Raw genomic sequence first — 23902 nt, forward strand, 5'->3', positions numbered from 1 at the left:
GGAGATAAAACCCCGGCAGAATGACCTTTTTTTGACATATCAGCAAGGGCTTATGAAGCCGCCGCCGGTTCGTCATGGCCTTCGCCGAGGATTCCAACGCAATGCCTCAGACAATAGTTTCAATTTAGCCGAATCTTGCCCCAGATCCGGATGATGTTAGGCCGGGCCGGCCTAAAATCTGAATCCGGATCTAATTCAATGAATAGAGCATGATGTCGTCCGAAAACCGCTTCACACTTTTCGGCATCATGCTCTAAACAGGGTGGAGGCGATTTGCGTGGTCGAACGCGCGGGCGCTGACGAGCAACCGGTAAGTTTGATGGCCATCCGCTTCGACCGCCCCGTTTCCAACGCCGCCCGCTTTTCGCGGCTGCTCGCGGCGTTTTCCCTGGTGCTGGCGCTGGCTGTGATGATTGCCCATCGCTTCGGCGGCCTCGCCACACCCTATCTGGTACTGCTGCTGATTGCCGCCGCCGGCGGCGCGCTGCTTTCCGCCATGCTTGCCGCAGTCGGGCTGCGTAGCCTCTGGATGACGGGGGCCGAGGGCGGGCTGGCGGCGCTGGCGGCGCTGATTTATGCCGCCTTTCCGCTCGGCCTCGGCGCCTATGCCACCGAGCGCTACATGACGCGGCCCGATATCTACGACGTCTCCACCGATCCGGTCTCGGTGCCTGACTGGCTTTCGCCGCCGCACTCCGACCAGATCTGGCTGAAGCGCAATGTGCAGGTGACGCCGGAGGACCGCGAAAAGCAGCTCGCCGCATATCCCGAACTCACCGGCCGGCGCTATGAGGGCGCGCTCGACCGCGTGCTCGAAGCGGTGCGCAAGGTCGCCAAGATGAGCGGCATGACCATCACGAAAAGCAGTGGCGACACCGAGCCCGACCGTGATGCCGAGGACAAGCCGGTGAAGCCGCCGCAGCCGGGCGACGATGCGGTGGCCGATGCGCCCAATACCATCCCCGTGCCGACGCCGCGCCCCTATGACGACGATGTCGCCAAGCTGATCCGCGGCGTCAACGGCGTGACGCTGCAGGGCACCACCCGCACGCTGATCCTCGGCCTGCGCTTCGATATCATCATTCGGCTCCGCGAAGAGGCCGAAACCACCTTCGTCGACATCCGCGTCGCCTCCCGCTACGGCCAACACGACCTCGGCTTCAGCGCCGAAATCGCCGGCGATTATTTGAAGGCGCTGGATGCCGAGCTGCTGGGGATTGCGGGTGGGTGAGCAACGGTGGCGCAAGGCGCCAGCAATCGATCCGGCGAATCGATTGCAGTTGCGAACGCCCTGAACCCAAGCGAAGGGCCGGGATAGGGTGCGGCAGATTCGACGCCCTTCGGGCCGCGACCTCTCTCCGACCTCATCCTGAGGCGCCCCGCAGGGGCCTCGAAGGACGAGGCCGGCCACTGGTATCTCCTCCGGCAATGGATGCGGCCGCAGCGCGCATCACCCGCCCCCGTCCTTCGAGGCTCCGGCCTCTGGCCTGCGCGCCTCAGGATGAGGGCTGATCGGTGTGCCATGTGGCTGGTGGGCTGGTCGGTCCCGCAAGACCGTAAGGAAGGGGGCCGCCGAAGCCGGTCTTTCCTTACAACGCCTATGCGGGATTCGACCGCGCTCGCGTCGGCATGGCGGGATAATTACGATGAGAGGGCGTGCCGTGTGGCCCCCTCATCCGCCTGCCGGCACCTTCTCCCCGAGGGGAGAAGAGATTTGCGGCAACCTCTCCGTTCCTCGCCGACCTCTCGCAGGGCACGTCTCCTCGCCCCGCGAGCCGGGGTCCGGAGGACGGGTCGAGACGAGTGGCTCGAGCCCGGTAAGGTTAGGGTGAGGGGCAGCCATCCGCGCGAAGGCAGAGACCCACTCACTCCTCCACCACCAACCACCCGGTATACCGCACCACCAACCCCGTCAGCCGCCCGCCGATCTCCACGTGGAAGTGGAACCGCCCATCCCGCTCCTCCTCATACGTCTCCCCGCCAGGCGCCAGAAACATCGGCAGCGGAATCCCGCAAAACCGCCAGCCGCGCACCACGAGCCGCAGCTTTTCCCCATCCGGCACCAGCGCCATCAGCACCCGGAATGGCCCGAACACCTCGGCGAGCAGATCCCGGTCACGGCCCTTTGCCTCGACCTGCCAGCTGCGGAACACCGTGCCGCCGAAATCGCGTGTCCAGATCTCCTTGTCGCCATCGGCAACGAAACGCACCGTGACCGGCACATCCTCACCCGCTGGGGGAAAGCCGATGAGGCGCGCGACGATCCTCGCCAGCAGCCCGCCGCCGCGCTCGATCCGCGCCCGGCCGGAGGCGACGCGCGCGCCGCCGGCATGCAGCGCGGCGAGGGCCGGCGGCAGCCGCTCCCAGGCGCTGCCGAGGATTCTCTGGTAGAGCGGCTGGCGTGCCTCCTCGTGTTCCATCGTGATGCCGGATGTGATCGCAAAACGCTGGAAGGCCGCTTCGAAATCCGCAAGCTGCAATTCCCCCGCCGCCGGCCGCGCACCATTCTCCGGCCGCACGCCGCTCAGCAGCCGGCGCACCAGCGCGTCCACGCCGATAACAGGAATGAACGGCCCGTCATCACCTTCGGCAATCAGATGCCAGCCGCAGGACAGCCGCCGTCCGGCGTGATCGACACCGCCGACGCGCACGAACATGCCGCCGCGATGTTCGCCCACCGCGAAAGCGTGGCTGGCGCGCTGCAGCAGCCGCGAAAACGGCAACAGCGACGGCAGGAGCCGGAGGCGGACGAGCCTTGCCGCAAGGCTGAGCAAGCGCTGCAGCGGCTGCGGCTCCGTGCCGACCCCGGTGAAAGTCGATTGCAGGCCGGCAAAGCGTGCCGGCAGCAGCTTGAGATCCGGCGCATCCACCAGCAGGAATTTCCGGCTGCGCAGCGGCTTAACCCCCGGCGGCGCCACCGTCACCCGCATCGCATCGATCAGCCCGCGCCCGGAGGCCGGCTGCCCATGGCGCAGCACCGGAACCTTCTTGCCGGCATAGCTCGCGATCGCTCTCACGACATTGAGCCCGATCTTGACATGCGCCGACGGGGCAATGCCCGCCGCGACAGTGTCGACCCGGGAGAAATGCGGCGCCATCGCCTCCAGTGCCGCAAAGGAAAGCGCAGGCAGGCTGCTCAGCCCCGACAGCGCGAAGGTGCCCTGGGCCTTGGCCGCCGCATCCAGCCCACTGATGCCGGCGACGAAACCGGTGCTGTCGGCGATATCGGCATAATCGATGCCGAGATCGATGCAGGCCTCGACCACCTTATAAGCATCCTTCCCGAAGCTCTGGAACGGCCCCGAGGCATCGACGACGAGATGAGGCCTCAGCCGCGTCAGCTGTTCGATGAGGTCGCCGTCTCGGTCGAAGCTGACGGCCTGCACCATCGCGCCGAGATTGTGGCTTCCCAGGCCCTCGGCGCCATCTTTCGGCGTCCGGAGATCGGCAACGAAATCGTCAGCCTTTTCCAGCGACCGCCCCCCAACCAGCAGCCTGAGCCGCGGTTCATCGCCAAGCAGCCGGGCAAGCCGCCCGCCAAACGTGCCGTAACCGCCGATGATGAGCAGCGAAAACCGGTCCTCGCTCATGTGATGAAGCGGCCGCGCTGCTGCGGCGTCGGCACCATGCAGCTTTGCCGGCCGGCAATCTTCAGCCGGTTGCGGGCGATGTATTCATAGAGCGCATCGGCCGCCCGCCGCGGCAGCAGCCGGAAGATCTTGACCAGCAAATAGGGAAAGCCGAGCCCCGCCACCATGCGGATCGAGCCGTCGGATTTGAAGAAGGCGCGGCCATTTTCGATCAGGATATTGGTCTCGTAGTCGCGCGCATGAAGCCCGTAATGCCGGTAGAGCGCGGCGCCGAGCGGCGTCTGCGCCGCCAGGAAGCGGTATCGCTGCTGCTTGTCATGTTTCAGCGCGAATTTCACCCAGCCGGAGCAGAACACGCATTCGCCATCGAAGACGATCAACGGCCGGTCATCGGCAAAGGCGGGCACATCGGCATCGTTGCGATAGCTGTAATCGGCTTGAGCCCGCATCATCATCTCCCCATCCTCATGACCCCACCCTCATATTCATGCCGCCGGCCGGTAGAGGGCGGCAAGCGAAGGCGGCCCATCCGCCGCGATCTCGCCACGCTCCAGAAGATCCTCGATATGGGCGAGCACCGAAAGGGCGGCCGCCCCATGCAGCTTCGGATCGGTGTCGCGATAGATCACCTTCACCATCTCGGCAATCCGCTGGTCGCCTGCCTGGACGCGCGCCAGCACGGCCTGCTCGCGCCTGAGGCGATGCGCCTTCAGCGCGTTGAGGAAGGTCGAGGGTTCCGTCACCGGCCCGCCATGGCCGGGCAGCAACAACCGGTCGTCGCGCGCAATCAGCCGGTCGAGTGATTCCATGTAATCCGCCATCGAGCCATCCGGCGGCGCGATGATCGAGGTCGACCAGACCATGACGTGATCGCCGGAGAACAGGATGTCGCGGCCTTCAAGCGCAAAGGCGGCATGATTGGCCGTGTGCCCCGGCGTCAGCACCGCGCTCAGCGCCCAGCCATCGCCCGATAGGCGCTCGCCGTCACTGAGCGTTATATCGGGCACGAAGGATAGATCCGAGCTTTCGGAAAAGGGATTGATCTCGCCATCCCTGAGCGGCCGCGCCGGCCGGTGCGGCCCTTGGCCCACCGTCACCGCCCCCGTTGCCGCCTGCAGGCGCCTGGCCAGCGGCGAGTGGTCGCGATGCGTGTGGCTGACGAAGATATGCGTCACCGCGCGGCCGGCAAGCGCTGCCATCAGCGCCTGAAAATGCGCCTCATCCTCCGGGCCGGGATCGATGACCGCGACGGAGGACGAGCCGACGATATAGCTGTTGGTGCCGAAAAAGGTGAAAGGCCCGGGATTGTTCACTGTAACCCGCTCGACCCCTGAAACAACCGGCACGGCCTGCCCATAGGCCGGCTCGAAAGCGAGGTCGAATGCGGGACTGTCCATGAAGGAATGATCTCGGGCCGATGACGTCGCCACTTCCTAGCACGACGGCGGGTGCTGCGCAGCGCATAAATCTGCGCCGGGTTAAACTTAGTCATTGTGACAGGCGAAGAGCTTTGCTAATCAGGCGTCGATTTGAGCAGGCGGTTTCCGCTCAAGCTCTGGTGGGGCGTCGCCAAGCGGTAAGGCAACGGTTTTTGGTACCGTCATCCCTGGTTCGAATCCAGGCGCCCCAGCCATATTTCTTACGGGTTCTCCATGGCTCGACGATCCAAGGGTCGACACCGTCAAAACATAATAGTTCATCAAAAGCTTGCGTTATAATCCAGGCCCTATGGCCCCCATCCTCGATTGTCTAGGTGATCGCACTACAGTTGAATGCCCCGCGTAGCCAATGACGCAGTTGCTGCCTCTGATGTTTTTTTCATCGCCACTGCGCAGTTCTCTACTATTGAGTTTTGGCTAACGCTGCCGGAGCGCGAACGATATTGCTTTAGGATTTCCGAGCATGACCGGATAATTCCCACTAGATCGCCAATTTCCAGGTCGCTGATCCGACGTTCCAGAAACGGAAAATAATTTTGAGCAACGCGATAGGGATTATTGCTTTGAGGCTCATCAATCATCTGCTTAACACAGATAGCATGTGCCTTGTTGAATGCGGCCATATAATCGGTGTATTCATTCGATTTTGTCCTACTTTCCAGTAGAAATCGCGCGAACTGATTGTTGAGGTGCCGATTTTCTCTAAATCCCGACTGTTTTGAAAACGCGTATGCGACGTCAAATAGCCGTTCCACCTCCTTAAATTGACTGAGCGATATCCTACACATTGCATATTGTAGCCAAAACAGCGGATGTGATCTGGAGTGTCGTAGATCTTTTATATCTTCAAAGTATTTCACCATGTGGATAAGGCGTTTATCGGAGGATATCGCACTTTCCACGAAACGAAATCGCGAAAAATTTTTGTATATGTACGCGTATTGCTGATCATTGTCGTGAACAACATCGAGGTGTCTCATCGTCTTAGTCATCACGTCAATCACGAATGACGTTTCTATCAGTTTCTTTATTACGTAGTCTGAAAAGACCGACGATCTAATAGAAATCTGGCCGCCTCGGATAAGCGAAAAGTCGCGCAGCTTGGCTGCATGTTCGCCTATTGCCTTGCGTGCATCAAATTGAACCAATTCGCTGATAAGCGACAAGTCGGAACGGACTTGCGCAAGGTTGAGAAGTTGAGAGACTATTAAGACTGTACGAACCCTATCTCGCGCTTCGGGGGGGGCCTGGAAATTCAGAATCTCCTGAATGCGCGACCTATATTTGGTGAGTCGAGCGCCTCCAGTATGACAAAGAGCAACTCACTGGAACAATCTTTCTCGATGAACCTCTTTTTCTGTTCGAACGGCAGCGCCTGTCGGGAACCCCATAGCGCATATTTATCGAGGAAACCTATGCACGCAGATATTTCCTTTTCGTTCAAACGGTCCAAGCTAAACAGCTCAACTGCGTTATTAAAGGCATTTGTTATTTCGCCCTCTTGTAGCTCCGTTTGAGAAGTTCTTGCGCTTGCAACAATGTGTATGTCTTTCCGGCCGAGCGCGATTATCGATTTTATTGCATCTATATGGGAGAACGCATCATCGATAAGGAGAACTATATCGCCAGGGATATTTCTTATTATTGGTATCTCTTTAAGAATAATCGATGAATTCGAAGTCGCTCTATATACCTGAAAATTACGAGCAGCTAATTTATAGCCCACAGAATCAAGGAAAGTCGTCTTCCCATTCCCTGTGTTTGAGTAGATCAAAGCGTGATCCAGTCGGGATGAAGCGATATTGTCGGCAACATAGTCAGAGTCGTCGCGGTTTATAGCGTAACCGCCCGATTGGAACCGCCTGCCGCCTAGCGCCCTGATGGCCTAAGACACGTGTTTAACGACGTCGTTAGCGACGTGTCTTAGGCGAGGATTGCGATGCGCGTTGAAATTCTTGGGCAGGAACGTCGACGGCGGTGGCGCGAAGAAGACAAGCTTGCGATTGTCATGTCGGTTGGGGTTTCTGGAGCCACGATCACAGAGATTGCTCATCGTCATGATGTAACGCGGCAGCAGATATACGCCTGGCGTAGCGAGCTCAAGAAGAAGGGGCTGCTCCCGGTGTCTTCGAATGCATTGTTCATTCCCGTCGATCTGAATGCCGTGCAGAACGATGCCCCTAAATTGAGGGAGAGCTGCTCCGGGATGATTGAGCTACGATTGATCTGCGGCCGCACGCTTCGTTTCGAGAGTTCTATGGCTCCCGATGTCCTGACGCAGATTATCCGGGCAGTGGAAGCAGCATGATTGGGCCTGGGACCGGCGTTCGGGTGTATCTTGCGTGCGGGATCACGGATATGCGCAAGGGAGTAGAAGGCCTTGCCGCGCTTGCGCAGGATGTTTTGCGTCAGAAGCCGACTGGCGGCGCGGTCTTCGCCTTTCGCGGCAAGCGTGGCGATCGTTTGAAGCTGCTGTATTTTGATGGCCAGGGCTTCTGCCTGTATTACAAGATCTTGCAGAAGGGGCGGTTTCCTTGGCCTTCGGCATCCGACGGGACTGCCCGGCTGACGTCGGCCCAACTGGCGATGTTGTGGGAAGGGATCGATTGGCGTCGTCCTGATTGGGGTGCGCCACCGGCCCGTGTCGGGTGATTTTATCCCACTGAAACCACTGGTTTTTATGGAAATTTATCCTGTCTCGTGGTAGTCAGGATCATGTCTAGCGCGACGACAAATCTTCCGGACGATCCAGCCTTTCTCAAGGCAATGATTGCCGCTTTGCAGGCGGAAAACGCGAAGATGTCGGCCACATTGCAGGCGCATGATCAGTTAATCCAAACGCTGCGGCTGCGCATTGCCAAGCTGAAGAAACAGGTCTTCGGCAAGTCGTCTGAAAAGATTGAGCGTGAAATCGAGCAGTTGGAACTGGCGCTTGAGGATCTGTTGATCGCCGCCGCTGAAGGCAGTACGGCGCCAATCGATGAACCTGATGAGGCGGCGTCTGTTGTTCCCTTGGCGGATACGTCTGAAAAGATCATGCGCCGGCGCCCACGCGTCTCGGACAAGGCGGTTCGCGAGCGCCGAGAGCTCGATCCTGGCTCCTGCTGCCCGGAATGCGGAGGTGAATTGCGTCTTGTCGGTGAGGACGTCAGCGAAATCCTCGACATGATCGCCGCGCAGATGAAAGTCATCGAAGTTGCTCGACTGAAGAAGTCCTGCCGCTGCTGCGAGAAAATGGTGCAGGTGGCAGCACCCAGCCGCCCGATACCGGGCAGCATGGCCGGCGCTGGCCTCTTGGCGTACATTCTGGTCTCGAAGTTCGACGACCATTTGCCACTGTACCGTCTGAACGAGATCTTCGCCCGCATGGGCGCCGACATTCCCGACAGCACGATGGTTGATTGGTGTGGTCGCGCCATGCAGGTTCTGCAGCCTCTCATCGAGCGGATCGAAACGGCGGTCATGGCAAGTGACCTGCTTCATGCGGACGACACCCCGATCAGGGTGCTGGATCGCTCGCTGCGAGACAAGGGGTTGGGCAAGGGTGTGAAGAAGGGCAGGATCTGGACGTATGTCCGCGATCAGCGTCCATGGGCAGGCAGTTCCCCGCCCGGTGCAGTCTACTATTTTGCTCCTGACTGGAAAGAAGAGCACGTCCACCGCCACCTCAAGCAATCAAGCGGCATCCTTCAGGCTGACGGCTACAAAGGATATGGCAAGCTATACTCGCCTGGAGAAAAGGGAGAATCTCGCTTCAAGGAAGCCGCCTGCTGGGCTCATTGGCGACGAGACTTCCACGATATCTGGACATCAAACAAGTCCGAGATCGCGCGAGAGGCTCTTCATCGCATCGGAGCGCTTTACGACATCGAGCGTGGCATCAATGGGCAGCCTCCTGAGATCCGTCTTGCTGCGCGTCAAAAGCAGAGCAAGCCTAAGGCCGATGCATTCCGCCACTGGGCTGAAGCTCAACTCACGCGCATTCCGGGCAAAAGCGATCTGGCGACAGCTTTCCGCTACGGATTGAGCCGATGGTCTTCGCTCTGTCTGTTCCTCGAAGACGGTCGCGTTGCGATCGACAACAATGCCGCCGAGCGGGCACTGCGTCCGATAGGCCTGGGAAGACGAAACTGGCTCTTCGCGGGAGCCGATACGGGAGCGGAGACCTTGGCACGCGCCATGACGATCATCGAGACGGCAAAGATGAATGGTCTTGATCCGCAGGCCTATCTGGCAGACGTGCTCGATCGCATCCACGATCACAAGATCAATCGGTTAGACGAATTGCTTCCGTGGAACTGGTCGGCGATCACCACAATCGACGCGAAGGCAGCCTGATGGCGACAGTCACCTACGTCCGTACGATCAAATTTGTTGCCGAAATCCTCGAAGAGGACCCGGAGCTTCTTCAGGCAATTGTCTCCAACGATGATAATCTGAGCTACGGCAGCATCATCTCCGTGTACACCGGAGACGACGAATCGGTGACCGCACTGACGGACGACGGCATGGACGAATTGGAGCAGATGCTCAAAGATGCCCGCCGCTCACCCCAAGAATGGAACGACTTCCTCGACAGCTTTGTTGACGACGAGCTGCTCGTCGCTCGCATCAAAGCAAAATCGCCGCGGTAGCAATCGGGCGGTTACTTTATAGCGTACGCGAATGTCTTTTGTATTATATCAGCCGCGAATAAATCGTAGTCGAAACTACCCGCCATCATGAAATCGATAACATCAATGTCTCGAAGAGACCGCGCCGGCGTGCTTGGAATTGCAATCTTTTCCCAAGCTGAAAGGTAATCGATTTTCGGGGCTGCATTATCGGGGCGTATACTCTCAACTATATCGGCTAGCCCCTCGACGCCAACTTCAATAATCGATCCGAACTGCTCAAGTTTTTTTTGAAGAGAGCGAGACGGTTTATTTTTGATAATAAAAAATATTCGTTCCTTCATTCCTTCAAAGGTATTAAGTACTCGAGCTACATCGAGGTCAAAAAGAGAATAACCCACAAAAACGATGCAGGGGGATGTAATTATGTCGTTCCTGAATCGCTCACCCCACGCTGAGCGGGAAAAGTCGTCCGAAAAATACTGGGAATCTGTAAGTTTTATTTCCTGTTTGAATTCGTTAAAGCTAGCAGATTGAATATACCCGTTAATATGTATGACAGGAAGTGTTCGGTAATCGACGTCGGATGGCTTTTTTAGGGGGTGTAAACTGCATGCGGTTGTCCCGATTTCCCTAAACATGTTTCGATGACGTTGTCGTAGTTTGTTGTATAAATTTCCTTCCATTTAAACTGGCAAACGGACTCTTGTGATGGCGATACAGTGTTAACCACATAGAACGCCTTCAAAAGCTTATAGAGGCCGTGTTCTCCATGTTCATCTTCGTACAGATCAGCCAAAGACGAGAGATCGTCGCTATCTTCACCGAGGTCACTCTTAAAGTATTCTGTGAGTTTTCGGCCAGAAGGCACATCGATTTCATTTCCTTCGAGGTCAACGCTTTTCGCTGTTAGCGAAAAGCCTGCACCTGCAAACAACACACATTGGCGGTTGCGATAGCTGCGCATCAAAGTCGTGAGTTTCTGTACCGCTTCCATGAGCCCTCCGGTCGACTGACTGCCACAGAACCCTGCGAACCACGTCAATGCGGACAGGTTTATCAGAGATTCTCATTTTACAAAGTCGCCAAAACCCTCGATTGAACATGGTATGGGCGGCGAAAGGGTGTGGGCGCGCATTGCGGTCGTCGGGAGAGGTCGCGCTGCTAGCGGTTCGGCATAAATCCATCAGGAGGATATGTTCTCAAGATACAGCTACGGCGTCGGGGATGCTCAGTCTATGTGTCCAGCGTCTCTAAGAAGGGCGTCTTCATCCGCATCGGCAGGCGTCACCGAGATGAACTCTTCAGGGGTGACGGGTCCAAGTTTTAGCATGTCGATCAGCTTCCGGTCTTTTGAACACCAAAGGACTGCGATGCCTTTGGGGGGCTAGAATATCTCGCGCTCCGCCGTTCCGGCGTATTCGCCTCATATAGTCCGATTGTTGGGCGACTGCCTGAACCTGGTGTCTTGAAATTGGCCGCCGCTGTATCTTGTCGAAGAGTGCGGCGACGCGATTTGTGCCCCCGCCGGCAGCCCCCGCCGCAATCGTCAACACCAGCTCATGACCTCCTGTGTCAGCCGCTCCAGCGGCAACGAAGCGGCCTTCAAGCTGATGCTGACGACGTCCTGGACGGCGTCGAAGAGGGGTACGCGGGCGCAGATAACCGGCCGCTCCTGCGCCTTACCGTCCCTCCGCGAACAAACGAACACCTGTGAGTTCGGCAAGCTTCTCCAGCAGCACCTCCTGAAACCCAAGATCCCCAACCTCCGCTGCCGCCTCCCGCCGCTGCCGATGATACCAATAACCACCGCTGACCTTCGCAGCCTCCGCATCGCTTGCCGCAAGCCATGTCTGGGTGAGGTGCCCCATCTCAAGGTCATCGGGCGCGCCGGCGCCGCCCATCTTCGTTGGCACCCAGCCGGGATCCACCGCGTTGCTGAAAATATCCGGCCAATGGCGGGCGATAGCGGCGGCGAGGGTGGCGATGTAGAGCTTGCTTTCCGAGTAGGCCTGGCTGGCGTTCCACGGCCGCTTCTTCCAGTCGATATCGTCAAGGGCGCTGCTGCCGCTGCGGTGCATGCCGCTGCTGAGATAGACCAGGCGATCGGGACGCGCGATCCAGGCGGTGAGCAGATAGGGGGCAAGCACATTCACCGCCAGCGTCTTGGCGTGACCATCAGGCGTTTCGCCCCGGCTCCGCTCGAGGTAGATGCCGGCATTGTGGATGACGGCGTCCATGCGGCCGATGGCGTTGACCTGCTCGGCGATCGATCGCGTTGCCGTGGCGCTGGCGAGATCGCCGATGACGAGGCCGAGGGCTGCAGCCGAAATCTCTGAGATAGCGGCGGCGCGCTCCCGGGAGCGGGCATGGAGCACGACGTCATGGCCCTCCTTCATCAGGGTGCGGGCGGCGGCAAGGCCGAGGCCATCGGTGGAACCGGTGATGAAAATGCGGCTCATGGGGTTTCCCTTCGCGGCGGTGGGGTAGGGCAGTCAAGCAGCTTTTGGCTGGTTGCTCAATGCGGGAGTTGGGGTGTGGGTTCCCGGTGTTTGGCCGATATGTAGCCGGTTCGGACCGATCTAAGACCCCTCCCCAACCCCTCCCCACAAGGGGGAGGGGCTAGCCCAGCATCACCGCTTTGCCCGAGATCATCTCGTTGTTTGCCGATCTGGAGTTTTGGGAGTTGCGGAGCGGCAGGTTAAGCCCCTCCCCCTTGTGGGGAGGGGTTTGGGGCGGGGTCTCTGCCCCGCGAGCGGGTGTCCGAAGGACGGGGCGAGACACGTGGCTCGACCCAGGCAGAGGTGGCGGCAGCCGGATGAGGGGCATTTGGGTCGCGATTTCAGAGGCTTGACGCGAGGATCCACGTCGCATCCATCAGCAGCGGGCATGGATCCTCGGCTCAAGGCCGAGGATGACGGAGGGTGGGGTGGCGTCCCACCACTAAACCAACGAAATCACCCCCATCACCCCCTCCGCCGCTCCGCCCCCGCCGCAATCGTCTGCACCAGCTCATCCACCTCCCGCGCCAGCCGCTCCAGCGGCAGGCCGACGAAGCGGCCTTCGAGGCTGATGCTGACGACGCCGTGCACCGCGCCGAAGAGGGTGCGGGCGCGGATGGCGCGGTCTTCGGGGGGCATGTCGGGTTGCAGTTCGGCCAGCGGTTCGGCGATCACATCCATCAGGAAGAGGTGCTCGTTAAGATGCCATTGCGGCGTCGGGCTGCTTTCCGGCGGGAAGTGTTCGAACAGCGCCTTCCAGAGGTTCCGGTGTTCGACGGCGAAGCTCAGATATCCCTGCGCCAGGTTGCGCAGCCGGTCGGTCGGCGGCCGGTCCTTGGCCTCGGGCAGGGTGAGCCTCGCCTCCAGCGCCTTCAGCGTGGCGGAGTTGACGTGGATGACGAGCTCGGCGAGGTCTGAAAAGACCGTGTAGAGGCCGCCGAGCGCGCAGCCGGCATCCTGGGTGATGTCGCGGGCCCGGAGGTTCGCTAGCCCGTCTTTGGCGATCCGCTCGCGTGCCGCCTCGATCAGCCGCGCCTTCAGGTCTTCGCGTTTTTCTTCTCGCCTACCGGCCATTCACCATTCCACTTCGATTTTTTGAACGTCGTTCAAAATTTATCTTGAACGACGTTCATGATTCTGCCATAACACCTCTCGTGAACAACGTTCATAAACCGGAGGAAGCAAATGTTCAAACTGATTTCCATTTTGTTGCGGGGCAGGGCGCATGATGCCGAACAGGCTTTCGCCGACTGCCACGCCGTGCCGCTGCTTTCCCAGCAGATCCGCGATGCCGCCCAATCGATCCAGTCGGCCCGCCGCAGTGTGGCGGTCGCCATCGCCCAGAACGAACAGGAGAAGGGGCAGCACGCGACGATCGTTGCCCGCATCGCCGATCTCGAGGTCCGCGCCTCCGCCGCATTGGCGAAGGGCAATGAGGGTCTGGCCAGCGAGGCGGCCGAGGCGATCGCCTATCTCGAAGCCGAGCGCGATGCGTCCGAGAAGGCGCAGAGCCAGTTCACCAGCGCAATCGACAAGCTGAAGGCCATCGTCCGTGCTTCGGAGGCAAGGCTGCAGGAACTGCAGCGCGGCGAGCGGCTGGCCCGCGCGACGCAGGAGGCCCAGAAGCTTGATGTTGTCGTCGCCGGCCCGGGCTTTGCGACGCTCGACGATGCCGAAGAGACGCTGGCGCGCCTCCGCCTGCGCCAGAGCCAGAATGAGCTGACGGCCGCCGCCCTGAAGGACATGGAAGGCGCCATCCGCCCGGCCGGCATCATCGAAAAGCTTGCCAATGCCGGCTTCGGCGCGCCGCTGCGCTCATCCGCCGATGATGTGCTGGCGCGGCTGAAGAGCCGCATCACGCCGGCTGCCTGAAATTGCATCCATCCAACCATCCATCCATCGAACATCAAGGACTATGACAATGAACGACAGTTTCCAGAAACATTCTTCCAGCTGGGTCAGCTTCTCCTACATCTCCTTCGGCTCGGCCGCCTTCATGCTGGCGCTTGGCCTCTACATGATGCCGCTCGATCTCTGGGGCAAAGGCTATCTCGCCATGGGCATTCTGATGCTGGTGCAGACCACGGTGAATATCACCAAGACGCTGCGCGACAATGCCGAATCCGAGAAGCTGATCCGCAAGGTCGAGGATGCCCGCACCGAGAAACTCCTGGTCAAGTTCAATCGTAACGATGAAGATTGATCTTGGTTAACCACAGCGCAGAGTTGTTACCGCATTCAACTTTTGCGTAACAACTCTGTGGCCTTCTCTGCCAGTCGAAAGAGGGACCCGCCGTGCAACACAATCTGATGACCTCCAGGAAATTCGCGCCGCTGTTCTGGACCCAGTTCCTGACCGCCTTCAACGACAATTTCCTCAAGAACACCCTGGTGTTCCTCATTCTCTTCAAGATGTCGGCGAGTGAAGGTGCCGCCCTGGTGACGCTCGCCGGCGTCATCCTGATCGTGCCCTTCCTGCTGCTCTCGGCGCTCGGCGGCGAGCTTGCCGACAAGCACGACAAGGCGAAAATCGCCGAGCTGTTGAAACGCTGCGAGATCGCGGTCGCGGCCCTTGCCGTTATCGGTTTGGCCTTCTCCTCCATCTTTGTGCTGATGGCGGCGCTGTTCGGCTTCGGCATCGTCTCGGCGCTGTTCGGGCCGATCAAATACGGCATCCTGCCCGATCATCTCGAACGCCGCGACCTGCCGAAGGCCAATGCCTGGATCGAGGGCGGCACCTTCATCGCCATCCTCGCCGGCACGATCATCGCCGCCTTCGCCTTCTCCGGCGGCGACAATGTGCTGATCTTCGGCACGATGATGATGGGGCTTTCGGTGCTCTGCTGGCTGGCCAGCCGGATGATCCCGCCCACCGGCTCCAAGGCGCCGGATCTGGAAATCGACCGCAATGTCATCCGCTCCAGCTACACCCTCGTCATGGAAATCCGTCAGGACAAACGCCTGTGGCGTTCGGCGCTGATGAACTGCTGGTTCTGGCTGGTCGGCGCCTTCGTACTGTCAATTCTGCCGACCATGGTCACCGAGCTGCTCGGCGGCTCCGAGCTCGTCGTGCCGGCCTACCTCACCGTCTTTGCCATCGCCGTCGCCGTCGGTTCTGCCATTGCCGCCTGGATGTCGTCGGGCCGCATCGTGCTGCTGCCGGCCCCCGTCGGCACGGCGCTGCTTGGCCTCTTCAGCCTCGATCTCGCCTGGAACCTCTGGGGTCTGCAATCCACCAGCCACGCGACGACGATCGCCACCTTCTTTGCCGGTGAGAATACCATCCGCGTCGCCATCGATCTCGCCGGCATGGCGATAGCCGGCGCCTTCATCGCCGTGCCGACCTTCGCCGCCCTGCAGACCTGGGCGCATGAGGACCGCCGCGCCCGTGTCATCGGTGCCGCCAATGTGCTCTCGGCGCTGTTCATCACCGTCGGCCTCGGCCTCGTTGCCGCCGTCCAGGCGCTTGGCGCTTCCATTCCTCAGATTCTGATCGGCCTCGGCATCATCAATTTTGCCGTCGCCTGGCTGATGCTGAAGACGCTGCCGACCAATCCTTTCCGCGATTTCATCTCGATCATGTTCCGCGCCTTCATGCGCCTCGAGGTCGAGGGGCTGGAGAATATCAAGAAGGCCGGCCGCGCGCCGATCATCGCGCTCAACCATGTCAGCCTGCTCGATGGCGCCCTGGCGCTTGCCATCACCGAGGAAGAGCCGACCTTTGCCGTCGATTACAAGATCGCCCAGGCCTGGTGGGTGCGGCCCTTCCTGAAGATGTGCAAATTCCTGCCGCTCGACCCGACAAAGCCGATGGCGACACGTTCGCTGATCAAGGTGGTGCAGGACGGCAACCCGATCGGCATCTTCCCCGAGGGCCGGCTGACGGTGACCGGTACGCTGATGAAGGTCTATGATGGTGCCGCCATGGTCGCCGACAAGACTGGTTCGATGGTCGTGCCGGTCAAGATCGATGGGCTGGAGAAGAGCTATCTCTCCTATCTCGACAACGGCAAGATCCGCCGCCGGCTGTTCCCCAAGGTCAAGGTCACCATTCTCGAGCCGGTGAAGCTGGAAGTGCCGCCGGAGCTGAAAGGCCGCAAACGCCGCACGGCGGCCGGTGCTGCCCTTTATCAGGTGATGTCGAACCTGCTGTTCCAGACCGCCGATACCTCGTCCACCGTGCTCGATCGCGTCATTCAGGCCGGCCATGAATTCGGCATGAAGAAACTTGCCGTCGAAGATCCGGTCACCGGCCGGCTGACCTATGGCAAGCTGCTCACCGGGGCTGCCGTGCTCGGCGCCAAATTCCGCACGCTGTTTCCGGAACAAAACCTCGGCGTCATGCTGCCGAATGCCAATGGCGCCGCCGCCACGCTTCTCGGGGTGATGAGCGCGGGCAAGGTGCCGGCGATGCTGAACTTCACCGCGGGTGCCGCCAATATCCTCTCCGCCTGCAAGGCCGCCGAGGTCAGGCATGTGCTGACCTCGCGCGCCTTCGTCACCCAGGCGAAACTCGGGCCAGTGATCGCCGAGATGGAAAAGCAGGTGACGATCGTCTGGCTCGATGATCTCAGGGCCGAAATCTCACTCAAGGACAAGATCCTGGGTTATCTCAGGAAGGCGCGGCCGCTGGTCAAACGCCAGCCGGATGATCCGGCCGTCATCCTCTTCACCTCGGGCTCCGAAGGCACGCCGAAGGGCGTGGTGCTGACCCACCGCAACATCCTGTCGAACGCCGCCCAGGCTGCCGCCCGCATCGATTTCCACAGCGGCGACAAGGTGTTCAACATCTTACCCGTGTTCCATTCCTTCGGGTTGACGGCCGGCACGGTGCTGCCGCTGATTTCGGGCGTGCCTGTTTATTTCTATCCGTCGCCGCTGCATTACCGCATCGTGCCGGAACTGATCTATGCCTCCAACGCCACGATCATCTTCGGCACCGATACCTTCCTCAACGGCTATTCGAGGACGGCGCATCCCTACGACTTCCGCTCGATCCGCTACATCTTCTCCGGCGCCGAGCCGGTGAAGGCCTCGACCCGCCAGACCTATATGGAAAAATTCGGCCTGCGCATTCTCGAAGGTTACGGCGTCACCGAGACCGCGCCTGTCATTTCGATCAACACGCCGATGTACAACAAGTCGGGCACGGTCGGCAAAATCCTGCCCGGCATGGAATGGAAGCTCGAACCGGTGCCCGGCATCGATGAGGGCGGCCGGCTGCATGTGCGCGGCGCCAATGTCATGGCCGGCTACCTGCGTGCCGAAAAGCCCGGCGTGCTTGAGCCGCTCGTCGACGGCTGGCACGACACCGGCGATATCGTCACCATCGACGAGGACGGTTTCGTCAAGATCCGCGGCCGCGCCAAACGTTTCGCCAAGATCGGCGGCGAGATGATCTCCCTCGCCGCCGTCGAGACGCTGGCCGCCGAGCTCTGGCCGGGCGCGCTGTCGGTCGTCTCCTCGCTGCCCGACGCCAAGAAGGGCGAGCGCCTGGTGCTCCTGACCGACGCCCCCACCGCCACCCGCGCCGAATTCCTCGCCTTCGCCAAATCCAAGGGCGCCATGGACATGATGGTGCCGGCCGAGGTCAATATCGGCAAGGTGCCGGTGCTCGGCTCCGGCAAGGTGGATTTCGTCGCGGCGCGGAAGCTGGCGGAAGCTGCGGTGCAGGGGGAGCAGGCGGCGTGAGCGTCGGCGGCCTATCAGATCGCGAACTGCCCCTCACCCTAACCCTCTCCCCGTAAAAACGGGGCGAGGGGACGTGCCCTGCGAGAGGCTGTGAGGGAACGGAGAGGGTGCGGCGTGTCCCCTTCGCCCCGTTTGCGGGGGTCCGAAGGACGGGTCGAGACCAGTGGCTCGACCCCGGCAAAGGTGGCGGCAGCCGGATGAGGGGCAGCGCCCGGCACAAACCGGACAGCATCGGCCCCGCATCTCAAACAAACCGTCCGTTACTTCTGTTCCGGCGCCAAAAACTCTGCGCAATAGGACGGGCCGTCGACGCCCGGGATATCGGCGACGGTGCGGATGTCGCGGATCGTGTAGTCGGAGCTGGTGGTGATTTCGGCCTGGCAGCGCAGATAGGCGGTGCGGGCGGACGCGATCTGCTTGCCGCGCTTGCCATCGGCGCCTTCGGCATATTTCGCCGGAATGCGCACGGTCTTGTAGCCGCCGCGCCAGGTATAGACGGTGGTCGAGCCTTGCTCGCTGTCGCTGATCGGCGGCCCGTAGGCGGCAAAGAAGATGCCGGCCGATTTGCCGACCCAGCGGGCCTCGATCGGGTTGCCGGCGGAAGGTATGGTCGTGCATCCGGCAAGCGCAATTGCAAGCCCGGCCGCGGTCATGGTGCGGAAATTCATCGTGTCGTCCCTGATCTCAAGCGCATTGGCTGCGAAGCCGCCGTCGCAGCGGTTTCGCCTGTCCCGTCTGCCCTTTAGCGCGGAACCTGGCAAAAGAAAATTGCTCCTTTGAGACTTCCGTTCGATTTGCGAGAGGTGTGGCTTTTTGCTGCAGCTGTAGCCGCCCAAACCTGTCACAACCCCGTCAAAATTTCCGCCGGCTTTTTGGAATTTGGTGCTTGTGCAACCAGATAGGCTGTTCTATAGAAGCGCCGCTGGTCACGGAGTGTAGCGCAGTCTGGTAGCGCACCACGTTCGGGACGTGGGGGTCGAGTGTTCGAATCACTCCACTCCGACCAGCCGAAAAGCCCGGTAACCCGGGCTTTTTTCTTTTGTGCTGATCTCAGCCTTAGTCTCCTCCCCACCGATCAAGTTTCCTAACGGCGGGACTTTGGCGCAGGTGTTGAAGTTCCCCCGGCTCCGTCGGGGCCAGTTTCAACTCCGTAACGGGCGGGATCTTCGCCAATTTCCGCCATGCCTTCGGCGAGAACGGACATGAGCTGTAGACGGCGGTCCGGTCGCATGAACGACAATCCGCGTGCAATTGCGTCACGCCATGACTGACCGCGTTCCCACGCCTCGCAATAGGCCAGCGCAAGATCAGAATGGCGGCGTGTCGCGCCCATCGCTTCGAAAAGATGGGAAGCCTGCTGCACGTCCTTTTCGCGCTTGAGCACGCCATTGTCGTCGTTCTGCCGCCGCGAGGCGACGATCAGCTTGTGAACTGCGTAGCGCTCCGCAGCGGGAACATTGACCGTAATGCCGCTCTTGTGAAGGATCACGGTCCTGATCGGGTTGTAGATGAGGTAATCGAGGAATCTGAGCGGTTCGGCAGAAATTCCCCCAAGGGCGGGCATATCAGCGGGCTTCTGCTGATTGTCGTCGCTGCCCGTATTCGGCGTCAGGAATTCGACCTTGTAGTTCTTCGCGTTCACGAACTGGGTCGAGCGCGTGGGATGGTTGAGATGTGGGACCTCCCGGAATGTCGGGTCCAGCTTTTCAAGAACCTCGCCTATGGGAGGGATGCTGTCGTTGACCGCCGTCGAGATCGAATGGAACTGGGCGAAGTCGGCATCGCTCGTCTGCATAAGCGACGCCGGCAGTCGAACGCCGAGAATGCCGGAATAGGTCTGGAATGCCACGGTTCCGACGAGAACCGCGCGCAGACGGAAGAGCCCTGCATTGGCAAGCGCCTCGATGATGTCGCCCGTAAACCTGGGCGGTGCGTTCATGCCGCCTTCTCTCGTAAGAGTGGCCACCATTCGCCGGCGGTTTCGGAGATCATCCTTGATCGCGCCGAAGTCGGTCACTCTTTTCGTAAGCTCCTCGTCATTCTTTGGCCCGACATAAGACCGTTTGACTCCGTCTTGGCCCGGATGATCGAAATACCAGTATTCCTTGCCCTTCACGGGGACGGAGACGAACCGACCCTCCAGCGGGAACTCGGCGACAAAACTTCCGTCCAGCGAACGCTGGCCGAGCTCCGCCAGCATGGTCTGGTACATCAAATCGATCTCGCGGATGGGCACGGATTTTCTCCGGTTATAACTTTCCTGTAAAAAGATTATAACACCGCGTTCGACCGGCCGAAAGCCCATCCTTCCTCTGGTTATAATTTTTCTACAGGAAAGTTATAACTGAGGCGCGGCTGAACGGGAGCGGTGCATCGGCTCCGTGTGGCGCAGAACGTGCGTGTGACATCATCGCCAAACCCTGCCGCGTCCTGACCGTCCTGCGCGTTTGCGCACTGTGGATCAAAAAGGAGCCCCGCCGAAACGGGGTAATTCGGGTAGGGGCGGATCGCACTGCAAGGGGTGGCGTACGGCCCCGTCACGACGGGGCACCTGCGCGATCCTTGCGACCTAACCCATTGATAGTCGGAAGCATGGCTGTCGGCACCTTTTTCATTCGAATAAGAGCACATCTCGATGGAGTAAGCGCCGTCAGGAAAACAAATGGCCTATGAGCCTGATATGGCTATCGTCTTCGATAGCGTGACAAAGGCGGTGATCGTCAGTTTCCGCGGAGTCACGGTCTATCTGCCAGGTCCCTATGCTGACCGAAAGGCGGGCGTTTTTGCCGCCGAAGCGCATTGCCGCCGGCTTGGCTGGCGAGATTGATTGCGACATCCATCAACGATCCACAAACGGCAGATATTTATATTGTCAATCGCTCGTCCTTTCGCAATCAGCGCGCATGCCGAGGCAAAATGTGCTAAGCTCTCTTGGTCGGTATCGAACAGCGTTGCCGGTCTATCGTCGCTGATCATCCACAATGTCAGTGGCTTATGTGCGGTTTGTCATAAACGCACCCTTTCGCGGGACCGATAGCCAAATCTTTGGCCGTCCCGTAGCTTTCACCACACCCACAGGCGTTTGGTTTGACATCCAAGCTCCCCACGCGGAGCTGCTATGCCCCACTTCGACCAATCGACGGTCGAGAACACTCTACTGAAATTGTTGAGCGTAGACGGCTTCGCACGCCTCTCGGGAGAGATGGAGCGCGTCGACCTTCCATTGCGGCACGTTCTTGTTGCTAGCGATGTCCCATCCACGCATGTCTGCTTCTTGGAAAGGGGCTTGGGATCTATGGTTGTCGGCAGCACCGACGAAGAAGCGGTGGAGATTGGCCACATCGGGCCCGAAGGCGCATCCGGCATGCACGTCGTCCTGGCGGTAGAGACCACCCCCACGCGCACGTTCATGCAAGTCGCAGGGTCGGGAATTATGGTGCCGATGGAGACGTTTCAGCGCGCGCTGGCCGATGATCCTGAGATGAAGGATTTCTTCCTTCGCTATGTTCACACAACCGTGCTGCAGCTCGCCCATTCGGCGCTTGCGAGCGCCCGCTTCAATATGCATGAACGGTTGGCTCGATGGATCCTGATGTGTCACGATCGCCTTGAAGGCAACAACCTGGCAATTACCCATGAATTTCTGGCATTGATGCTTGGTGTCCGGCGTTCGGGCGTCACCAATGAACTACACGTGCTTGAGGGCGTCCACGCCATCCGATCGACCCGCGGAAACGTCCGAATAGTGGACAGGGAAAAATTGATCGAAATTGCCGGCGGCTGCTATGGAGTGCCGGAGCGCGAATACGAAAAGGTGCTGGGTCTTCCGCTCCGCGCCAGGTAGATTAGTCCACTCGCTTAACCGCTTCCAAAAAAGGCAACACGAGCAGGATATCGCCTGGTTCGTTTTGCCTCTCTCCGTCGCGCTCAAGGCAACGGCATCGATAACGCATTCGCCACTGTCCCATGTCATCGCCGGCAATTGTGCGCAACCGCACTGATGGTTGGCCTTCAGAGGTTGATGCACTACGGTTGTCTTATCGCGATCCGGGTGAGCTGTTGCGACGCTCAATGAGGAAGATATGACGGACTTCAATCTCTCACTCCAGATAGAAGACGTGAACATGCTTTCGGATGCTGTTCGGACTTGGTACCGGCATAATCACGCCACGCCAACGGAACAATCGACACAGCTGCTTTGCAGCGCGGCGATCGACCTCTATAATCAAGGACACAGGACGCGCGAGGAGCTGGGCACGCTGCTGATCATGAAGTTTGATAGCCTTCACTCACTTGATGTCAACGCGCCGACGTCCACGTCTCATCACTAGTGATATCGGTCTGGCGTGACTCTAGAGGCCGATGGCAAGTGCGGCGCTGTGCTGCGATCTCAGCCGCCGACTGTGATTTCACCATCCGCAACACGTTTGACAAATATCTTCAAACCTTCATGCCGGAGTTTCTTCCAACTGCCGTCGGAAACCATTGATTTAGCCAGATCGGCAAACCCCTTGGTGAGGTAGGGAACCTGCGATGCCGATCGTTTGCCGAGCGCTTGGATCAGGCAGTCAGTTCTTGGCGGCGACGAGAACGTGTTTCCTGAACCTTCCATGCGGATCTCCAAATGATCTGTGCCGTCTGGAAATCTGATCGTCCCATAGCCGCACTTGGCCGCCGCATTCACTTCGGGCTTGGAGAGCTTGTCTTGCAGAACAAACGACAGCTGGCTGAAACTGTTGTCGGTGTAGTCGAACTGACCCAGTATGATGAAGTCCAGCTCGTTCTGCCCCTTCTTGGCGCCTTTGATCTTGCCAAAGAAGTCGGAATTCACCTTGGTGTCTTTGCCTGTCGTCAGGGCGAGCATTTCGCCCAGCTTGATATAGGTCCTCGGTTTTGACGAAACGTCTTCGGTACCAACCGCGGCGTTGCCCGAAGGCAGACTGGCGGTCTCCGGCTTGGCATAGGCGTCAGCGAAGGCTTGCAGTGTCGTGAGGTTGAGCGCTTGGGGAAGCGAACCGCTCTCGAACTTGCGGCAGGAGAGCGCGGCTTGCCGTGTTGCCTTGTCAGGCTTGCCCTCGACATTCCCTGGCTTGCAGCCCAAATGAGCCAGTTGCTGCTGCAACGTCTTGAGCAAAACTGCTTGTTTGGCGGAATAGTCGCTGACACCGCGGGTCACACTGACATTGCGGACATCGATGCCGATACCATCCGGCTGCACCACGTCAAACTGGGACGTATGATGGTCATAGGTCTTCCATTCATTGCCCCAACCCATCATCACCGGGCCGAGAATGAAGTTGAATGATTTTGGGTCGCGGTTTGATTGCGGCTCGCACTCGTTCGATTCCCAGCAATGCGGAGCCTGGTTGGTTGCTTCGCCTTCGGCGGCGTAGATCACCTTGTTGTCGCAGCTTGCCGTAACCCATCCGCTCTCATCGTTTGCCCATCGGATTTTCAGCGAGAATGTCGCCCATTTGCCGAAGTCTTGCGGTTTTTGGCACTGGCGGGCCAGAAAGTTCACGCCGTTGCGCGTGTCGGCTTTCAGCATGTAGATGAAATTGTGGATTGCCGGTCCTTCCCAGGACGCGAGGCGCAAATGGCTGTCCCAGCCATCGGGATAAAAGCCGTTTGCGGAGTTGTTCTGCCAGCCTTTGTAGGCAAAAGTCGGATCGAGCCGGAAATCGAACTTGTATTCGACGCTTTCGCCAACCTTCATGTCTCGCGTATAGCGAATCGTTGAGCGGACGTTGCCATTGCGACAATCATTTTCGCCGCGTCCATCTCCATAGTCGACATGGGAACACTGACGGTCGAATATCTCAAACCGGGTCACGCCGTCCTTGACCTCCGGTCTGACCGATCCGTTGAACTTGTGGCGCTCAAAACCTTTGGGGAGCGGATCGGCAGTCGCTGCTGCGTGGGGCACAAAAACCATAAGCGCGCCAACCGCCAGTCCAACGATGGGATTTTTCAGCATAGCCCCTTCTCCAAATTGGACGCCAACCATATCACGATCTCTTTGGAAGGTCGGGTTTAGATCAGGTTCAGATCGGTGCGTGAGGTGCTGT

General features: G+C 59.5%; 24 protein-coding genes and 2 tRNA genes. 13 read left to right on the forward strand and 13 right to left on the reverse strand.

Features of this window, described 5'->3' with window-relative positions; translation table 11 throughout:
• Nucleotides 1-319 precede the first annotated feature (319 nt).
• Nucleotides 320-1231: a DUF1499 domain-containing protein gene (locus AC2444_RS03565; RefSeq protein ID WP_041935633.1), complete on the forward strand. Its 912-nt coding sequence runs from the start codon at nucleotides 320-322 to the stop codon at nucleotides 1229-1231.
• Nucleotides 1232-1865: 634 nt separating this feature from the next.
• On the opposite strand, the gene AC2444_RS03570 is transcribed toward AC2444_RS03565, so the two are convergent.
• Genes AC2444_RS03570 through AC2444_RS03580 form a run of 3 tightly spaced genes read right to left on the reverse strand, consistent with a single transcriptional unit; the run spans nucleotide 1866 to nucleotide 4987 of the window.
• A complete protein-coding gene (locus tag AC2444_RS03570) occupies nucleotides 1866-3590 on the reverse strand; it encodes a saccharopine dehydrogenase family protein (protein WP_012756392.1) in 1725 nt (574 codons plus the stop codon).
• Complete coding sequence (locus AC2444_RS03575) at nucleotides 3587-4045, reverse strand: thiol-disulfide oxidoreductase DCC family protein (RefSeq protein WP_012756393.1); 459 nt, start codon at nucleotides 4043-4045, stop codon at nucleotides 3587-3589. Before AC2444_RS03575 ends, AC2444_RS03570 begins: the two co-directional genes overlap by 4 nt.
• A 30-nt stretch (nucleotides 4046-4075) precedes the next feature.
• Nucleotides 4076-4987, reverse strand: coding sequence for an MBL fold metallo-hydrolase (locus AC2444_RS03580; RefSeq protein WP_012756394.1), 912 nt, complete (start codon nucleotides 4985-4987; stop codon nucleotides 4076-4078).
• A 162-nt stretch (nucleotides 4988-5149) separates the two neighbouring features.
• Here AC2444_RS03580 and AC2444_RS03585 point away from each other — a divergent pair.
• A tRNA-Gln gene (locus AC2444_RS03585) sits at nucleotides 5150-5223 on the forward strand.
• Between the two features lie 129 nt (nucleotides 5224-5352).
• On the opposite strand, the gene AC2444_RS03590 is transcribed toward AC2444_RS03585, so the two are convergent.
• Both AC2444_RS03590 and AC2444_RS03595 read right to left on the reverse strand, forming a co-directional pair.
• Nucleotides 5353-6195, reverse strand: coding sequence for a hypothetical protein (locus AC2444_RS03590; protein WP_041935472.1), 843 nt, complete (start codon nucleotides 6193-6195; stop codon nucleotides 5353-5355).
• A gap of 89 nt (nucleotides 6196-6284) precedes the next feature.
• Nucleotides 6285-6911, reverse strand: coding sequence for a P-loop NTPase (locus AC2444_RS03595; RefSeq protein ID WP_487762906.1), 627 nt, complete (start codon nucleotides 6909-6911; stop codon nucleotides 6285-6287).
• A gap of 57 nt (nucleotides 6912-6968) precedes the next feature.
• Between AC2444_RS03595 and tnpA the strand changes: the two genes are divergently transcribed.
• The 4 genes from tnpA to AC2444_RS03615 all read left to right on the forward strand — a co-directional run bounded on the left by tnpA (nucleotide 6969) and on the right by AC2444_RS03615 (nucleotide 9663).
• Entirely contained in the window at nucleotides 6969-7337 is a 369-nt protein-coding gene (gene tnpA / locus AC2444_RS03600) for an IS66-like element accessory protein TnpA (protein WP_012756395.1), read from the forward strand.
• 50 nt (nucleotides 7338-7387) lie between these two features.
• Nucleotides 7388-7681, forward strand: coding sequence for an IS66 family insertion sequence element accessory protein TnpB (gene tnpB / locus AC2444_RS03605; RefSeq protein WP_130665924.1), 294 nt, complete (start codon nucleotides 7388-7390; stop codon nucleotides 7679-7681).
• A gap of 63 nt (nucleotides 7682-7744) precedes the next feature.
• Nucleotides 7745-9367 (forward strand): IS66 family transposase, encoded by a 1623-nt coding sequence (gene tnpC, locus AC2444_RS03610; protein WP_128450348.1) that lies wholly within the window; start codon nucleotides 7745-7747, stop codon nucleotides 9365-9367.
• Complete coding sequence (locus AC2444_RS03615; protein WP_003554972.1) at nucleotides 9367-9663, forward strand: hypothetical protein; 297 nt, start codon at nucleotides 9367-9369, stop codon at nucleotides 9661-9663. Before tnpC ends, AC2444_RS03615 begins: the two co-directional genes overlap by 1 nt.
• 11 nt (nucleotides 9664-9674) lie before the next feature.
• Here AC2444_RS03615 and AC2444_RS03620 read toward each other — a convergent pair whose 3' ends face one another.
• The 5 genes from AC2444_RS03620 to AC2444_RS03640 all read right to left on the reverse strand — a co-directional run bounded on the left by AC2444_RS03620 (nucleotide 9675) and on the right by AC2444_RS03640 (nucleotide 13217).
• Nucleotides 9675-10328, reverse strand: a complete 654-nt coding sequence (locus AC2444_RS03620; RefSeq protein ID WP_128450454.1) for an SIR2 family protein — start codon at nucleotides 10326-10328, stop codon at nucleotides 9675-9677.
• The gene (locus AC2444_RS03625; RefSeq protein WP_012756397.1) at nucleotides 10238-10639 is read right to left on the reverse strand and encodes an SIR2 family protein; all 402 of its coding nucleotides are present in this window, start codon (nucleotides 10637-10639) and stop codon (nucleotides 10238-10240) included. Before AC2444_RS03625 ends, AC2444_RS03620 begins: the two co-directional genes overlap by 91 nt.
• Before the next feature lie 307 nt (nucleotides 10640-10946).
• Nucleotides 10947-11198, reverse strand: coding sequence for a NaeI family type II restriction endonuclease (locus AC2444_RS03630; protein ID WP_164902829.1), 252 nt, complete (start codon nucleotides 11196-11198; stop codon nucleotides 10947-10949).
• Nucleotides 11199-11324: 126 nt separating this feature from the next.
• Entirely contained in the window at nucleotides 11325-12104 is a 780-nt protein-coding gene (locus tag AC2444_RS03635) for an SDR family NAD(P)-dependent oxidoreductase (protein WP_012756398.1), read from the reverse strand.
• A gap of 504 nt (nucleotides 12105-12608) precedes the next feature.
• Nucleotides 12609-13217: a TetR/AcrR family transcriptional regulator gene (locus AC2444_RS03640; protein ID WP_012756399.1), complete on the reverse strand. Its 609-nt coding sequence runs from the start codon at nucleotides 13215-13217 to the stop codon at nucleotides 12609-12611.
• 111 nt (nucleotides 13218-13328) lie between these two features.
• Between AC2444_RS03640 and AC2444_RS03645 the strand changes: the two genes are divergently transcribed.
• The 3 genes from AC2444_RS03645 to AC2444_RS03655 all read left to right on the forward strand — a co-directional run bounded on the left by AC2444_RS03645 (nucleotide 13329) and on the right by AC2444_RS03655 (nucleotide 17834).
• Nucleotides 13329-14015, forward strand: coding sequence for a PspA/IM30 family protein (locus AC2444_RS03645; protein ID WP_012756400.1), 687 nt, complete (start codon nucleotides 13329-13331; stop codon nucleotides 14013-14015).
• 49 nt (nucleotides 14016-14064) lie between these two features.
• Entirely contained in the window at nucleotides 14065-14346 is a 282-nt protein-coding gene (locus AC2444_RS03650; RefSeq protein ID WP_003557239.1) for a YiaA/YiaB family inner membrane protein, read from the forward strand.
• Between the two features lie 92 nt (nucleotides 14347-14438).
• Complete coding sequence (locus AC2444_RS03655; protein ID WP_012756401.1) at nucleotides 14439-17834, forward strand: acyl-[ACP]--phospholipid O-acyltransferase; 3396 nt, start codon at nucleotides 14439-14441, stop codon at nucleotides 17832-17834.
• A gap of 260 nt (nucleotides 17835-18094) precedes the next feature.
• Here the strand turns inward: AC2444_RS03655 and AC2444_RS03660 are convergent, their stop codons facing one another.
• Nucleotides 18095-18502, reverse strand: a complete 408-nt coding sequence (locus tag AC2444_RS03660; protein ID WP_041935634.1) for a hypothetical protein — start codon at nucleotides 18500-18502, stop codon at nucleotides 18095-18097.
• A gap of 261 nt (nucleotides 18503-18763) precedes the next feature.
• On the opposite strand from AC2444_RS03660, the gene AC2444_RS03665 reads away from it, so the two are divergent.
• Nucleotides 18764-18840: transfer RNA gene (locus tag AC2444_RS03665), tRNA-Pro, on the forward strand.
• A gap of 78 nt (nucleotides 18841-18918) precedes the next feature.
• On the opposite strand, the gene AC2444_RS03670 is transcribed toward AC2444_RS03665, so the two are convergent.
• Nucleotides 18919-20064, reverse strand: a complete 1146-nt coding sequence (locus tag AC2444_RS03670; RefSeq protein WP_244432261.1) for a nucleotidyltransferase family protein — start codon at nucleotides 20062-20064, stop codon at nucleotides 18919-18921.
• A 432-nt stretch (nucleotides 20065-20496) separates the two neighbouring features.
• Between AC2444_RS03670 and AC2444_RS03675 the strand changes: the two genes are divergently transcribed.
• From AC2444_RS03675 to AC2444_RS03685, 3 genes are all read left to right on the forward strand, one after another.
• Nucleotides 20497-20661 carry a hypothetical protein gene (locus tag AC2444_RS03675; RefSeq protein ID WP_012756404.1) on the forward strand — a complete coding sequence of 55 codons (165 nt, stop codon included), beginning with the start codon at nucleotides 20497-20499 and terminating at the stop codon, nucleotides 20659-20661.
• Between the two features lie 291 nt (nucleotides 20662-20952).
• On the forward strand, nucleotides 20953-21678 hold the full coding sequence (locus tag AC2444_RS03680; RefSeq protein ID WP_012756405.1) for a Crp/Fnr family transcriptional regulator: 726 nt from the start codon (nucleotides 20953-20955) through the stop codon (nucleotides 21676-21678).
• Between the two features lie 238 nt (nucleotides 21679-21916).
• A complete protein-coding gene (locus tag AC2444_RS03685) occupies nucleotides 21917-22165 on the forward strand; it encodes a hypothetical protein (protein ID WP_012756406.1) in 249 nt (82 codons plus the stop codon).
• Nucleotides 22166-22224: 59 nt separating this feature from the next.
• On the opposite strand, the gene AC2444_RS03690 is transcribed toward AC2444_RS03685, so the two are convergent.
• Nucleotides 22225-23811, reverse strand: a complete 1587-nt coding sequence (locus tag AC2444_RS03690; protein WP_012756407.1) for a hypothetical protein — start codon at nucleotides 23809-23811, stop codon at nucleotides 22225-22227.
• Nucleotides 23812-23902: the final 91 nt, after the last annotated feature.

This window comes from Rhizobium sp. WSM1328, from assembly GCF_057653715.1.